This window comes from Piezobacter thermophilus (assembly GCF_055386745.1).
In genome coordinates this window covers 1,693,472-1,706,532 of the sequence record NZ_AP042380.1, presented here as the reverse complement: position 1 = coordinate 1,706,532, position 13,061 = coordinate 1,693,472, and the positions used below count along the sequence as shown (strand labels likewise).

Here is a 13,061-nt window from a genome sequence, read left to right as displayed (position 1 = left end):
GGCATTGCCGGAGAGACAGAGGAGGATTTCGAACATGCCCAAGGATCATGGCATTGGCGCCAGCCCGAAGCGGCGCGAGGACGTGCGGTTCCTGACCGGAGCCGGGAAATATACCGACGACATCAACCTGCCCGGGCAGGCTTACGTGCATTTCCTGCGCTCGGACGTGGCGCACGGGAAGATCAACAAGATCGACACCTCGGATGCCGAGAAGATGCCGGGCGTGATCCGCATCTTCACCGCGGCCGATTTCGAAGCCGTGGGCGGCGTGCCCTGCGGCTGGCAGGTCACCGACCGGTTCGGCGAGCCGATGCAGGAGCCCAAGCACCCGATCCTGGCGGAAGGCAAGGTGCGTCACGTGGGCGAGATGATTGCCGGGGTGATTGCCGAGACGCCCGAACAGGCGCGCGATGCGGCCGAGGCGATCGTACTGGATATCGACGAGCTGCCGGCGGTCGTGGACATGAAGGCGGCGCTGGCCGAGGACGCGCCGAAGGTGCATGACGATCTGAAGTCCAACCTGTGCTATGACTGGGGCTTCGTCGAGGAAAACCGCGAGGCGGTGGACGAGGCGATCCGCAATGCCGCGCATGTGACCACTCTGGAGCTGGTCAACAACCGTCTTGTCGCCAACCCGATGGAGACGCGGGTGGCGATCGGCGATTACGACCGCTCCTCGGACGAGAGCACGCTTTACACCACCTCGCAGAACCCGCATGTGATCCGGCTGCTGATGGGGGCCTTCGTGCTGGGCATCCCCGAGCACAAGCTGCGCGTGGTGGCCCCGGATGTGGGCGGGGGATTCGGCTCGAAGATCTTTCACTATGCCGAGGAAGCCTTCTGCACCTTTGCCGCCAAGGCTCTGAACCGGCCGGTGAAATGGACGGCCAGCCGGTCCGAGGCGTTCATGTCGGACGCCCAGGGGCGCGACCATGTGACGAAGATCGAACTGGCGCTGGATGCGGACAACAACTTCACCGCCATCCGCACCGAGACCTATGCCAACATGGGGGCGTATCTTTCGACCTTCGCGCCGAGCGTGCCCACATGGCTGCACGGGACGCTGATGGCGGGCAACTACCGCACGCCGCTGATCTATGTGAACGTCAAGGCGGTGTTCACCAACACGGTGCCGGTGGATGCCTATCGCGGTGCCGGGCGGCCCGAGGCGACCTTCCAGCTGGAGCGGGTGATCGACAAGGCCGCGCGCGAGCTGGGCGTCGATCCGATCGCGCTCAGGCGGCAGAACTTCATCACCGAGTTCCCCTATGCCACGCCGGTGGCGCTGGAATACGACACCGGCAACTACCATGCCACCATGGACAAGCTGGTGGAGCTTGCCGATCTGGCCGGCTTCGAGGCCCGGCGCAAGGAAAGCGAGGCGCGCGGCAGGCTGCGGGGTCTGGGCGTGAACTGCTATATCGAGGCCTGCGGGATCGCGCCCTCGAATCTCGTGGGCCAGCTGGGCGCGCGGGCGGGGCTGTATGAAAGCGCCACGGTGCGGGTGAATGCCACCGGGGGCATCGTGGTGATGACCGGCTCGCACAGCCACGGGCAGGGGCATGAAACCTCCTTCCCGCAGGTGATCGCCGAGATGATCGGCATCGACGAAAGCATGGTCGAGATCGTCCATGGCGACACCTCGAAGGTGCCGATGGGCATGGGCACCTACGGGTCGCGTTCGATCGCGGTGGGGGGCTCGGCCATGGTGCGGGCGACCGAGAAGATCATCAACAAGGCGAAGAAGATCGCCGCGCATCTGCTGGAGGCGTCCGAGGCCGATATCGAGCTGAAGGACGGGCAGTTCAGCGTTGCCGGCACCGACAAGTCGGTGGCCTGGGGCGACGTGTGCCTGGCCGCCTACGTGCCGCACAACTACCCGCTGGAGGATATCGAGCCGGGGCTGGAGGAAACCGCGTTCTACGATCCGGCCAACTTCACCTATCCGGCGGGGGCCTATGCCTGCGAGGTGGAGGTTGACCCCGAGACCGGGAAGGTTTCGATCGAGCGGTTCACGGCCACGGACGATTTCGGCAACATCATCAACCCGATGATCGTCGATGGCCAGGTGCATGGCGGTCTGGGCCAGGGGATCGGGCAGGCGCTGCTGGAAAACTGCGTCTATGACGAGAACGGCCAGCTGCTGAGCGCATCGTTCATGGACTACGCCATGCCGCGGGCCGATGACGTGCCGTTCTATACGGTGGATCACTCCTGCGCGACGCCGTGCACCCACAACCCCCTGGGCGTGAAGGGCTGCGGCGAGGCAGGTGCGATCGGCTCGCCCCCGGCGGTGGCCAATGCGGTGATCGACGCATTGCAGTCGGGTGGTTTCAAGGTGGACCACATCGACATGCCGGTGTCGCCGTCGCGGGTCTGGGCCGCGATGCAGGGCTGAACGAAGAGCGCGGGACCGGGGGCCAGCCCCCGGACCCCCGGAGTATTTTTGGCAAGAGGAAGCAGGGATATCTTGCGGATCTTGCGGGAGGAAGAGAGATGTACAACTTCGAGTTCGTGAAACCGACGACATTGGATGAGGCGGTGGCTGCCCTGGCTTCGGAGGAAGCGCAGGTTCTGGGTGGCGGGCAGACGCTGATCCCGACGCTCAGGCAGCGGCTTGCCGCGCCGGCGAAGCTGGTGAGCTTGAGCGGGATCGGCGAGATCAGGGGTGTGAGCGCCGAGGGCGGGGTTCTGACCGTCGGGGGCGGTACCACCCATGCGGCGGTTGCCGCCGGGGCCGGGGCCTATCCGGCCCTCGCGGCGCTGGCGGGAAATATCGGCGACCCGATGGTGCGCAACCGGGGCACGATCGGCGGGTCGGTGGCCAACAACGACCCGTCGGCGGATTACCCGGCGGCGGTGCTCGCCAGCGGTGCCACGGTGGTGACCAATACGCGGGAGATTTCCGCCGACGATTTCTTTCAGGGGATGTTCACCACCGCCCTGAATGACGGCGAGATCATCACCGCAGTGAAGTTCCCGATACCGGAGGCGGCGAATTACCAGAAGTTCGAGCAGCCGGCCTCGCGGTTTGCGCTGGTGGGTGTGTTCGTGGCCAGATATGCCGACGGGGTGCGCGTCGCGGTGACGGGTGCTTCGGAAGACGGCGTGTTTCGCTGGTCCGAGGCCGAAGATGCGCTGTCATCGAATTTTGCGCCCGAGGCGCTGGAGGGGCTTTCCGTTCCGGCAGAGGGGATGATTTCCGACCTGCATGGCAGCGCGGCCTATCGCGCGCATCTGGTCGGGGTCATGACCCGGCGGGCAGTGGCGGCCGCGGGCTGAGGGGCGCTGAACAACATCATGGCGGGCCGCGCGGGACTGCGTGGCCCGTTTTTGTTTATGGGGTGGAAACAATACCTCTGATCGAGCATGAATTGACTGACGTCAAAGCGCTATCGGTCATGAATGGCTAGACTTCCCACGTAGCGATCAGGGGGGATTCGCGATGACCCGAACCACGAAAAGGGAAAAGGACGCGCAGCCGACCATGGCCGAGGCGATTGGTCGGATGCAGGGGCTTGGCCTGTCGTCGCTGGCATGGCTTGGCGCGGCGTGGGCCGAGAAGATGGGAGAGATGAGCAGCGAAGTGCTGCAGTTCATGGCCGACCGGATAAAGGAGGACGTGAAGTTCCAGCATGCCTGCCTGCACTGCAAGGATCCGGCGCAGCTGCAGAAGCTTCAGGGAGAGTTCATCCAGAAGGCGATCGACCAGTACACGGCCGAAACCGGGAAACTGGCGGAAATGAGTGCTTCGCTCATTCCCGGTCTGGACAAGGAAGAGTAGCGCCGGGCCGCAGGGGCGGCCCGAAAGCCGGACGCGGCCCCGGTGAGGAGGGCCGCGCGGTTTGCTGCGTGGTCATTTCTGGGGATTGGGGCCGATCATCATGATCATCTGCCGGCCCTCCATCTTCGGCATGTTCTCGACCCTGCCGATCTCCTTCACGTCTTCGGCCACCCGCTCGAGAAGCTGACGGCCGAGATTCTGGTGCGCCATCTCGCGTCCGCGAAAGCGCAGCGTGACCTTCACCTTGTCGCCGTTTTCCAGAAACTTGAAGACGTTGCGCATCTTGACCTGGTAGTCGTGCGTGTCGGTGTTGGGGCGGAATTTCACCTCCTTCACCTCGATGGTCTTCTGTTTCTTGCGCGCCTCGGATTCGCGTTTCTGCTGTTCGTACTTGAACTTTCCGAAATCCATGATCTTGCAGACCGGCGGATTGGCGTTCGGTGAAATCTCGACAAGGTCGAGCCCCGCCTCGTCGGCCAGGACAAGGGCCTTTGCAGGCGGCATGACACCGAGGTTTTCGCCATCGGCGCCGATCAGACGGATTTCGGGGGCGCGGATTTTCTCGTTGACGCGCGGGCCGGTGTCGCGTTGCGGCGGCGCGTGATGGGGTCTGCGGGCTATGGTTTCGTTCCTTTGTTCGTTGCGGAAAATGGCGAAATTCGAAGCCGAAATCTATCTTGGCCGCTCCATCGTTTCAAGCCGCTTAAACCCCGGTGGCGACGAAAAATGCGCCCGGCTCGCATGACCGGGTGGGGGGGTGGCGGTTTTGTCACGGCAGGCGGTCGGCCGCGACGGCAAACCGGTCGCGCCGCCGGGCCGCCCGGTTGCGCGCCGGTCCCGGTTTCAGCCGACGAAGGCCTTTTCCACCACGTATTCGGCAGGGTCGGAATTGGCGCCTTCGCGCAGGCCGAATCCTTCGAGGATTTCCTTCAGCTCCATGTTGAAGGCAAGGCTGCCGCAGACCATGGCCCGGTCGGTTTCGGGGTTGATGCCGTCGATGCCGAGATCGCGAAACACCGTGCCATCCCTGAGAAGGTCGGTAATGCGGCCCATCTTCGGGCTCTGCTCGCGGGTGGTGGTGGGGTAGTATTTCACCTTGTCGTCCACCATCTCGCCGATCAGCGGGTCTTCGTGCAGGCTGTCGATGATCGATTTGCCATAGGCCAGGTCGGCCACTTCGCGGCAGGTGTGGGTGATGACGACCTCGTCGTACTTCTCGTAGGTTTCGGGTTCGCGCAGCAGCGATGCGAAGGGGGCAAAGCCGGTCCCGGTGGCAAAGAACCAGATCCGTTTGCCCGGCAGCAGCGCATCATGCACCAGCGTACCCACCGGCTTGGGACGCAGGATGATCTGGTCGCCGGGCTTGATGTGCTGAAGCCGTGAGGTGAGCGGCCCGTCGGGGACCTTGATGGAGTAGAATTCCAGCTCGTCATCCCAGGCGGGCGAGGCGATGGAATAGGCGCGCAGGATCGGCTTGCCGTTGTCGCCCAGCAGGCCGATCATGACGAATTCGCCCGAGCGGAACCGCAGGCTGCGCGGCCGGGTTACCCGGAACGAGAACAGGCTGTCGGTCCAGTGCTTGACGAAGGTCACGGTCTGGGCGTCGGGCAGGGTGGGCGCTTTCGCGGCGGGGGCGTCGGTCACGGCGGTCATCTCGTTCATGGTTCGCGATTGCCGGGTCGATAAACCGGCACCTCTGATTAAACTTTGATTTATGTCAGGTGAAGGAGATTCAGCCGCGCAGCCGCGCCTGGTAGTCGAAAGACCGCCAGTCGGCGCGGGCGCGCCACTGATGTTCGGGCTGGCGGGCGGCCAGGATCGGGTCGATCTCGACCTCATCGAATCCGGCGCGGCGGGCCATGGCGTACTGGTCGGCCAGGACGTGGCCGCGGGCCCGCAGGCGTCCGCGATAGCCCATCAGGCGAAGCTGGCGGGCGATCGAGAAGCCGCGCCCGTCCGAGAAGACCGGAAACTCCACGCGGATCATGCGCAACCCTTCCAGTCGGCCCGCAAGCGTCAGCGGATCGGTGTCGGGGAGCAGGTCGAGTGACGTTGCGTCACTTTCCGCCTCGGCCAGGGGGGTGAAGCCGCCGGACCAGTCGTCGGTGCGGAAACCTTCGTCGGTGACGAGAATGGTCATTGGTTTTCTCCGATTCGCGTGAACTTGCCGTTCACCATGTGAATGCCGCATTCGGTCTTTTCCCTTCCGCGCCAGCGTCCCGCGCGGGGGTCGTCTCCGGGCGCCACCGGCGCGGTGCAGGGCGCGCATCCGATCGAGGGATAGCCGCGGGAAACCAGCGGGTGCCGGGGCAGGCGGTTTTCTTCGATATAGGTCTGCACGTCTTCGGGCGCCCAGTGGGCGAGGGGGTTGATCTTGAGCCGTCCGGTGCCCTCTTCGACCTCGAAGAAGTCGAGCGCGGCGCGGGTGCCGGACTGGAACCGCTTGCGGCCGGTGATCCAGCCGTCGAAGCCGGCCAGCGCGCGCAGCAGCGGGCGGGTCTTGCGCAGGGCGCAGCAGGCGTCCGGGTCGTGCCGGTGCAGGGTGCCGTCGGGGTCCGTGCGGGCGATGTCGCCGGGTTCTGCGCGGATGATGCGCACATTGGTCAGGCCCAGTCGTTCGCTGACTTCGGTCTGATAGACCAGCGTTTCGGTGAACAGCATCTCGGTGTCGATGAAAAGCACCGGCGTGGCGCGGTCGATCACTGCCGCCATGTGCAGCAGGACCACCGATTCGGCGCCGAAGCTGGAGACCAGGGCGACCTTGCCGACCTCGGCAAGGGCGGCGTGCATCACGTCGGTGGCGCTGTGGTGGCGCCAGCGCGCATTCAGCGCGGCGGCCTGTTTCGCCAGCGCCGCGGGGGCGGCGCCGGCGGAGCCTCCGGCGGGAGTATTTTCGGCAAGAGGAAGGGTCATGGCAGGATGATCAGGCGGCATGGGCGGGGCGGCGAACGTCTTTGGGCCGGGCATGGAGCGCGGCCTTGAACGGCGCGGCGCCGAGGCGGCGGTATGTCTGCAGGAAGGTCTCGCTACTGTCCCGGCGCAGCTCGAGCCAGGCCATGACCAGCCGTTCGATTGCCGGCACGATCTCTTCGGCCGAAAAGCCGGGGCCCGTGCGTTCGCCGATGGTTGCCTCTTCGCCGCCGTCGCCGCCAAGGGTGACCTGGTAGGTTTCCACCCCGGCGCGTTCGAGCCCGAGGATGCCGATATGTCCCACGTGATGATGCCCGCAGGCGTTGATGCAGCCCGATATCTTGATCTGGAGCGGGCCGATCTCGTGCTCCAGCCCCAGCTCGTGGAAGCGGGCGGCGATCTGTTGTGCGACGGGGATGGACCGGGCCGTGGCGAGGGCGCAGTAATCCATGCCGGGGCAGGCGATGATGTCGGAGATCAGCCCGGCATTGGCGGTGGCCAGCCCGTGGCGCCTCAGCACCGCGTGGATGGCCGGCAGGTCGGATCTGTGGACATGGGGCAGGATCACGTTCTGCTGGTGGCTGATGCGCAGCTCTCCATGGCTGTAGCGTTCGGCGAGGTCCGCCATCACCCGCATCTGCCCGGATGTCGCATCCCCCGGCGTGCCGCCATGGGGTTTGAGGCTGATGGTGACGATGGCGTGTTCCGGGTGGCGGTGGGGGGTCAGGTTGGTGTCGGTCCAGCTGCGGAAGGCCGGGTCGGTGTCGCGCGCGCGATGGAACCCGTCGAGCGGGGCCGAGCGGAACCGGGGCGGTGCGAAATCCGCCGCGATCCGTGCCAGGTGCTGCTGGTCGGCGCCGCGCCATGCCGGGCGGATCAGGGCGAAGTTGCGTTCGACCCGCTGGCGCAGCGCCTCGAGGCCCAGCTCGTGCACCATGATCTTGATCCGCGCCTTGAACTTGTTGTCGCGGCGGCCCTTCAGGTTGAAGGTGGTCAGGATCGCTTCGAGCCAGGGCAGCAGATCCTCCTGCGGCAGGAAGTCGCGCAGCACCTTGCCGATCATCGGCGTGCGCCCCAGGCCGCCGCCGACGGTCACTTCGAAGCCGAGCTCTCCGTCGCGGCGCACCAGCCGCAGGCCGATATCGTTGAAGCGGGTCACGGCGCGGTCGTGGGCGCTGCCGGTGACGGCGATCTTGAACTTGCGCCCGAGGAACTGGAATTCGGGATGATCGGTGGACCATTGCCGGATGAGCTCGGCCCAGGGTCTGGGGTCGGCGACCTCGTCGGCGGCGGCGCCGGCGAAATGGTCGGTGGTCACGTTGCGGATGGTGTTGCCGCTGGACTGGATCGCATGCAGGCCGACCTCGGCCAGCGCGTCCAGCATGTCGGGCACGTCGCGCAGGCGCGGCCAGTTGTATTGCAGGTTCTGGCGGGTGGTGAAGTGGCCGTAGCCCCTGTCCCAGCGGTCGGCGACATCGGCCAGCGCACGCATCTGGTCGGGATTGAGGGTGCCGTAGGGGATTGCCACCCGCAGCATGTAGGCGTGCAGTTGCAGATAGAGCCCGTTCATCAGGCGCAGCGGGCGGAATTCCTCTTCCGAAAGCGAGCCGTCGATCCGGCGTTCCACCTGGGCGCGGAACCGGGCGTTGCGTTCGGCAAGGAAGGCGCGGTCGAATTCGGTATAGCTGTACATGTGCAGTGTCCTTCAGGGCAGCCCCGGGCCGTCTCGGGAAGAGGCGTGCGGCCGGGGAGAAGCGGTTTCCGGCCTGTTGTCAGGCCCGGGGCTGTTCGATGTGCGGTCCGGCATGTTCCCTTTGGCCGTGGCGGAGGTTCGACGGGCCGGCAAGGCGGAATTGCTCGCGGAAATGCACGGGCTCGGGGCCGTTCTCTCCGATTGCGACCTCGGCCAGGTAGGGCCCGACCACGCGGTCCTGCTGCGCTTCGGCGTGCAGAAGCCGCAGCTGGGCGTGGGCCTCGTCGGTGATCACCTCGGCGCGGGACAGTTCGCGCACCCACGAATCGTCGGCGGCCAGGTAGATCACGTCACCGATCAACAGGTCCGAGGCGGTGACGACCTTTGGGGTGAAGGGGCGTTGCATGTTCGGGCTCCTGATCGGGTCATGTTCTGACTGGAATATAGGAAATTGTTCTGATATCAGGCCATATGTATGAAAAAATAAGGACGTTCGTTTCGTATCTGGCAATGGTGGAAACGGGCGGTCCCATAGTCGGGGAAATATCGGAATGACGGTCCGCATCGACGCGATGGATCGGAAAATCCTTGCCGAGCTGCAACGCGATGCGGGGCAGTCGCTGGACGAGATCGCCCGCCGGGTGGGCAGTTCCAAGACGCCGGTGTGGAACCGGATTCGCAAGCTGCGCGCGGCCGGGGTGATCGGCAGGCAGACGGTGATCCTGGATGCCGAGGCGCTGGGGTACGAGGCCTGCTTCTTCGTGCTGATCCGTACCTCGGAACATGACGCGGGCTGGCAGGCGGCCTTCCTCAAGGCGCTGAAGGATCGCCCGGAAGTGCAGGAAGCGCACCGGCTGGCGGGCGATATCGACTATATCCTCAAGGTGCGGGTGAAGAACGCGCGCGCCTATGACGCCTTCTATCAGGCGCTGATCTCGGAGGTGCGGGTGCACAACGTGACGGCGCTGCTGTCGATGGAGGAAATCAAGTCCACCACCGACCTGCCGCTGGATGCGTGATGTGCGCACAGGTTCCGGCGGCGGCGAAATTTGCGCCTTTTGCCCGCCCTCGCATTGCGCTAAGCCGCCTGCATGACCCTGACCGTGACCGACCTTGTCATCGCCCGCGGCGGCGTGCCCGTTCTGGAAGGGCTGAGTTTCACGCTGACTCCGGGGCGGGCGCTGGTGCTGCGCGGACCGAACGGGATCGGCAAGACCACCCTGCTGCGCTGTGTGGCCGGGCTGCAGCCCCCGGTTTCGGGGCGGATCGAGGGCGCGGGCGATTCCATCGCCTATGCCGGCCATTCCGACGGGATCAAGCCCACCCTGACCGTGGCCGAGAATCTCACCTTCTGGGCGCGGGTGTTCGGGGCCGGGTCGATCGGGCCCGCGCTTGACGCCTACGAGCTGAACGATCTGACGGATCGCCACGCCGGCAATCTCAGTGCCGGGCAGAAACGCCGGCTGGGTCTTGCCCGGCTGCTGGTCACCGGGCGCCCGGTCTGGGTGCTGGACGAGCCCACCGTGTCGCTGGACCGCAGTGCGGTCGAGATGTTCGCAGCCGCGGTGCGGGCGCATCTTGCCCAGGGGGGCAGCGCGCTGATCGCCACCCATATCGAGTTGGGCCTGGAGGCCGAGCTGCTGGAGGTGGGCCCCTACAGGGCCCGCCCGGCGCCGCTGGACGACTTCGACGGAGGCTTCCTGTGATCGCCCTGCTGCTGCGCGACCTGAAACTCTCGCTGCGGGCGGGGGGGGGCTTCGGCCTCGGCCTGGCCTTCTTCCTGATCGTCACCACGCTGGTGCCGTTCAGCGTCGGCCCGCAATCGGCCCTTCTGGCCACCATCGCGCCGGGGGTTCTGTGGCTTGGGGCGCTGCTGGCCTGCCTGCTGTCGCTGGACCGGCTGCTGGCGCTGGACTGGGAGGACGGCTCGCTCGATCTGTTGGCCACGGCGCCGCTGCCGCTGGAGGGGGTGGTGTCGATCAAGGCGCTGGCGCACTGGATTACCACGGGGCTGCCGCTGGTGCTGGCGGCGCCGGTGCTGGGGGTGCTGCTGAACCTGCCGGCGTCGGGCTATGCCTGGCTGATGGTTTCGCTGATCCTCGGCACCCCGGCGCTCAGCGTCATCGGCACCTTCGGGGCGGCGCTGACCGTGGGGCTCAAGCGCGGCGGGCTGCTGCTCAGCCTGCTGGTGCTGCCGCTTTACGTGCCGACGCTGATCTTCGGGGCCGAGGTGGCCCGGCGCGGCGCCGCAGGGATGGAGACGGCGACGCCGCTGCTGATGCTGTCGGGGATCAGCGCGGCGGTGATCGCGCTGCTGCCTTTCGCCAGCGCGGCGGTGCTGCGGATCAACTTGCGGTGAGACGGGAATTGAGAAGCGGCAGGGAAAGGACTAGATAGCGGCCATGTCACTTTCGCAGAAAATGAATGCCCTGTGGGCATACGCGAACCCCAAGAAGTTCCTCGCCGCAACCGAGAGGGTGCTGCCGTTCTTCTGGACGACCGCGGCGGTCGCCATCGTCGTCGGCCTGGTCTGGGGGTTCTTCTTTACGCCGGACGACTACCGGCAGGGTTCGACCGTCAAGATCATCTATCTTCATGTGCCCTCGGCCATGCTGGCGATCAACGCCTGGCTGATGATGCTGGTCACCTCGCTGGTGTGGCTGGTGCGCCGCCATCACGTCAGCGCCCTTGCCGCCCGGGCCGCGGCCCCGATCGGGGCGACGATGACGGTGATCGCGCTGCTGACCGGCGCGATCTGGGGGCAGCCGATGTGGGGCACCTGGTGGGCCTGGGATCCGCGCCTGACCTCGTTCCTGATCCTGTTCCTGTTCTACCTCGGCTACATCGCCTTGTGGGAGGCGATCGAGGATCCCGAAACGGCGGCCGACCTGACCTCGGTACTGTGCATCGTGGGGTCGGTTTTCGCCGTGCTCAGCCGCTATGCAGTGAACTTCTGGAACCAGGGACTGCACCAGGGCGCGTCGCTCAGCCTCGACAAGGAAGAGCACGTGGCCGATGTCTTCTACTATCCCCTGCTTGTCAGCATCGCCGGCTTCATCCTGCTGTTCATCGCGCTGGTGCTCTACCGGACCGGAACCGAAATCCGCGCCCGCCGGATCCGGGCACTGATGGCGCGGGAAAGGGTTGCCGCATGATGCCGGATCTTGGGAAATATGCCGAAACCGTTCTGTCGGCCTACGGAGTATCCATCGTCCTGATCCTGGCGCTGGTCGGGCTCAGCCTGTGGCGGGGCCGCCGGATCAGGGCCGAGATGGAAAGGATCGAGAAAAGAGCCTCTCGCCGTGGCTGAGGCGCGAAAGGGCGCTTCGTGGCTGCTCGTCCTGCCGCCGCTGATTTTTGCCCTTTTCGTTGCGATCGTGTTCTACGGGATGCAGCGCGACGCCCCGGACCCGCCGGCCTCGGCCCGCACGGGCCGGCCGTCGCCGCCGCTGTCGTTGGAACCGCTTGGCGATTACGCGTTCCTCACGCGCGACATGCTCGACGCGCCGGGCGTGAAGCTGGTGAACTTCTGGGGCGCGTGGTGCGTGGCCTGCCGGGCCGAGCATCCGACGCTCATGTGGATGAGCCGCAACCTCGACGTGCCGATCTATGGCATCGACTTCGACGATTCCGAGGACAAGGCACTTGAATACCTGGCCGAACGGGGCAACCCCTATGCCGCGCAGGGTCAGGCGGTGACGGCTCGGACCAAGATCGACTGGGGGATCTTCGGTGCCCCCGAAACCTTCGTCATCGATGGCAGGGGCAGGGTGGTGAACCGTTATGCCGGCCCGATCACCAGGCGGGTTCTGGAACAGACCATCATGCCGATGATCGAAGAGGCACGGAAAATCGAATAGGGCGCTTCCCGGGCAGCTCCCCTGCGCATCGCCGGTGCCTCGCGCGGGAAACGGAAACGGGCGAAGATCGCTCTCCGCCCGCCGACAGGTTCGGAATCTTCGTGAAGGGGGGCTTCAGTTGGCCAGGGCCTGGATGTTCACCCCGTGCTCATAGACGAGCTGGCCACCGAAATAGGCCACTGTCACGACCAGCAGCACCAGCGCCACGTCGACCACCGCCACGGCCGTCTTGCGCCCGCCTTCCAGCGGGGTCCGCTTCCACCACAGGACGGCCCGGATCGCGCCCCAGAGGCCGAAGACGATGGCCGTGGTCCAGCCGAGGCCTTCATGCGTTTCGAACAGGTCCGGGGAAAAACCGCGCGTCTGTGCGATGTCCAGCGCGGCATCGCCCAGCATCGCCGTCAGCACCGCCGAAAGGCCGGCCGCAACCGCAAAGGCGGCTGCCATCGAGGCATAGGTTTCCCGCCCGCCCAGCGGCAGGCCGCGTGCCACGGCGATCAGGTCGATCGTTGCGAGCACGACAATCAGAACGATCGGAAAATGGAGAATCATCGGGTGAAATTGTTCAAGCGCAGGCATGTTCGTGTCCTCTGTTCATGTCATGGCGCGGATCCGCGTGGGCGCGGCATCCGTCGTTGCCCCGGCCGTATATGACGTCCAACCTTGCAGCTGGCTTACAGGACCCGCGTCCGACGCGGATTTTGGCGTTTTTTCCGCATCATGGAAGAGGATATCGGAATCTGGCGGGGATCGGTCCCGCGCGCGCGGCACGAAAAACCCGGCGCGATTGCGCCGGGGTGTTGTCGATTCGGCC

The 13,061-nt window shown here is 65.8% G+C and carries 16 protein-coding genes; 9 read left to right on the top strand and 7 right to left on the bottom strand.

Going from position 1 to position 13,061, the window contains the following annotated elements; translation table 11 throughout:
- Positions 1-34: 34 nt before the first annotated feature.
- The 3 genes from ACZ5CM_RS08310 (at position 35) to ACZ5CM_RS08300 (ending at position 3,784) form a co-directional block, all read left to right on the top strand.
- Entirely contained in the window at positions 35-2,398 is a 2,364-nt protein-coding gene (locus ACZ5CM_RS08310; protein WP_464637562.1) for a xanthine dehydrogenase family protein molybdopterin-binding subunit, read from the top strand.
- A gap of 98 nt (positions 2,399-2,496) precedes the next feature.
- Complete coding sequence (locus ACZ5CM_RS08305) at positions 2,497-3,282, top strand: FAD binding domain-containing protein (RefSeq protein WP_464637560.1); 786 nt, start codon at positions 2,497-2,499, stop codon at positions 3,280-3,282.
- A 163-nt stretch (positions 3,283-3,445) separates the two neighbouring features.
- Positions 3,446-3,784, top strand: a complete 339-nt coding sequence (locus ACZ5CM_RS08300) for a phasin family protein (RefSeq protein ID WP_464637557.1) — start codon at positions 3,446-3,448, stop codon at positions 3,782-3,784.
- A gap of 72 nt (positions 3,785-3,856) precedes the next feature.
- Here the strand turns inward: ACZ5CM_RS08300 and infC are convergent, their stop codons facing one another.
- The 6 genes from infC to ACZ5CM_RS08270 all read right to left on the bottom strand — a co-directional run bounded on the left by infC (position 3,857) and on the right by ACZ5CM_RS08270 (position 8,793).
- Positions 3,857-4,318, bottom strand: a complete 462-nt coding sequence (infC, locus tag ACZ5CM_RS08295; protein WP_464642540.1) for a translation initiation factor IF-3 — start codon at positions 4,316-4,318, stop codon at positions 3,857-3,859.
- 309 nt (positions 4,319-4,627) lie between these two features.
- Positions 4,628-5,446 (bottom strand): ferredoxin--NADP reductase, encoded by an 819-nt coding sequence (locus ACZ5CM_RS08290; protein WP_464637554.1) that lies wholly within the window; start codon positions 5,444-5,446, stop codon positions 4,628-4,630.
- Positions 5,447-5,516: 70 nt separating this feature from the next.
- The gene (locus ACZ5CM_RS08285) at positions 5,517-5,924 is read right to left on the bottom strand and encodes a DUF934 domain-containing protein (protein WP_464637551.1); all 408 of its coding nucleotides are present in this window, start codon (positions 5,922-5,924) and stop codon (positions 5,517-5,519) included.
- Positions 5,921-6,697: a phosphoadenylyl-sulfate reductase gene (locus ACZ5CM_RS08280; RefSeq protein ID WP_464637549.1), complete on the bottom strand. Its 777-nt coding sequence runs from the start codon at positions 6,695-6,697 to the stop codon at positions 5,921-5,923. The genes ACZ5CM_RS08285 and ACZ5CM_RS08280 overlap by 4 nt, the downstream gene beginning before the upstream one ends.
- A gap of 10 nt (positions 6,698-6,707) precedes the next feature.
- Positions 6,708-8,387: a nitrite/sulfite reductase gene (locus ACZ5CM_RS08275; protein WP_464637547.1), complete on the bottom strand. Its 1,680-nt coding sequence runs from the start codon at positions 8,385-8,387 to the stop codon at positions 6,708-6,710.
- Between the two features lie 79 nt (positions 8,388-8,466).
- Entirely contained in the window at positions 8,467-8,793 is a 327-nt protein-coding gene (locus tag ACZ5CM_RS08270) for a DUF2849 domain-containing protein (protein WP_464637545.1), read from the bottom strand.
- Positions 8,794-8,938: 145 nt separating this feature from the next.
- Here ACZ5CM_RS08270 and ACZ5CM_RS08265 point away from each other — a divergent pair, with 145 nt between their 5' ends.
- The 6 genes from ACZ5CM_RS08265 to ACZ5CM_RS08240 all read left to right on the top strand — a co-directional run bounded on the left by ACZ5CM_RS08265 (position 8,939) and on the right by ACZ5CM_RS08240 (position 12,247).
- Entirely contained in the window at positions 8,939-9,406 is a 468-nt protein-coding gene (locus ACZ5CM_RS08265; protein WP_464637542.1) for an Lrp/AsnC family transcriptional regulator, read from the top strand.
- Positions 9,407-9,478: 72 nt separating this feature from the next.
- A complete protein-coding gene (ccmA, locus tag ACZ5CM_RS08260) occupies positions 9,479-10,093 on the top strand; it encodes a heme ABC exporter ATP-binding protein CcmA (protein ID WP_464637539.1) in 615 nt (204 codons plus the stop codon).
- The gene (ccmB, locus tag ACZ5CM_RS08255) at positions 10,090-10,746 is read left to right on the top strand and encodes a heme exporter protein CcmB (RefSeq protein ID WP_464637537.1); all 657 of its coding nucleotides are present in this window, start codon (positions 10,090-10,092) and stop codon (positions 10,744-10,746) included. Before ccmA ends, ccmB begins: the two co-directional genes overlap by 4 nt.
- 43 nt (positions 10,747-10,789) lie before the next feature.
- Positions 10,790-11,542, top strand: a complete 753-nt coding sequence (locus ACZ5CM_RS08250) for a heme ABC transporter permease (RefSeq protein ID WP_464637534.1) — start codon at positions 10,790-10,792, stop codon at positions 11,540-11,542.
- Positions 11,539-11,697: a heme exporter protein CcmD gene (gene ccmD / locus ACZ5CM_RS08245; protein ID WP_464637531.1), complete on the top strand. Its 159-nt coding sequence runs from the start codon at positions 11,539-11,541 to the stop codon at positions 11,695-11,697. Before ACZ5CM_RS08250 ends, ccmD begins: the two co-directional genes overlap by 4 nt.
- The gene (locus tag ACZ5CM_RS08240) at positions 11,690-12,247 is read left to right on the top strand and encodes a DsbE family thiol:disulfide interchange protein (RefSeq protein WP_464637528.1); all 558 of its coding nucleotides are present in this window, start codon (positions 11,690-11,692) and stop codon (positions 12,245-12,247) included. Before ccmD ends, ACZ5CM_RS08240 begins: the two co-directional genes overlap by 8 nt.
- 114 nt (positions 12,248-12,361) lie before the next feature.
- On the opposite strand, the gene ACZ5CM_RS08235 is transcribed toward ACZ5CM_RS08240, so the two are convergent.
- A complete protein-coding gene (locus ACZ5CM_RS08235) occupies positions 12,362-12,799 on the bottom strand; it encodes a DUF2231 domain-containing protein (protein ID WP_464637525.1) in 438 nt (145 codons plus the stop codon).
- Positions 12,800-13,061 lie beyond the last annotated feature (262 nt).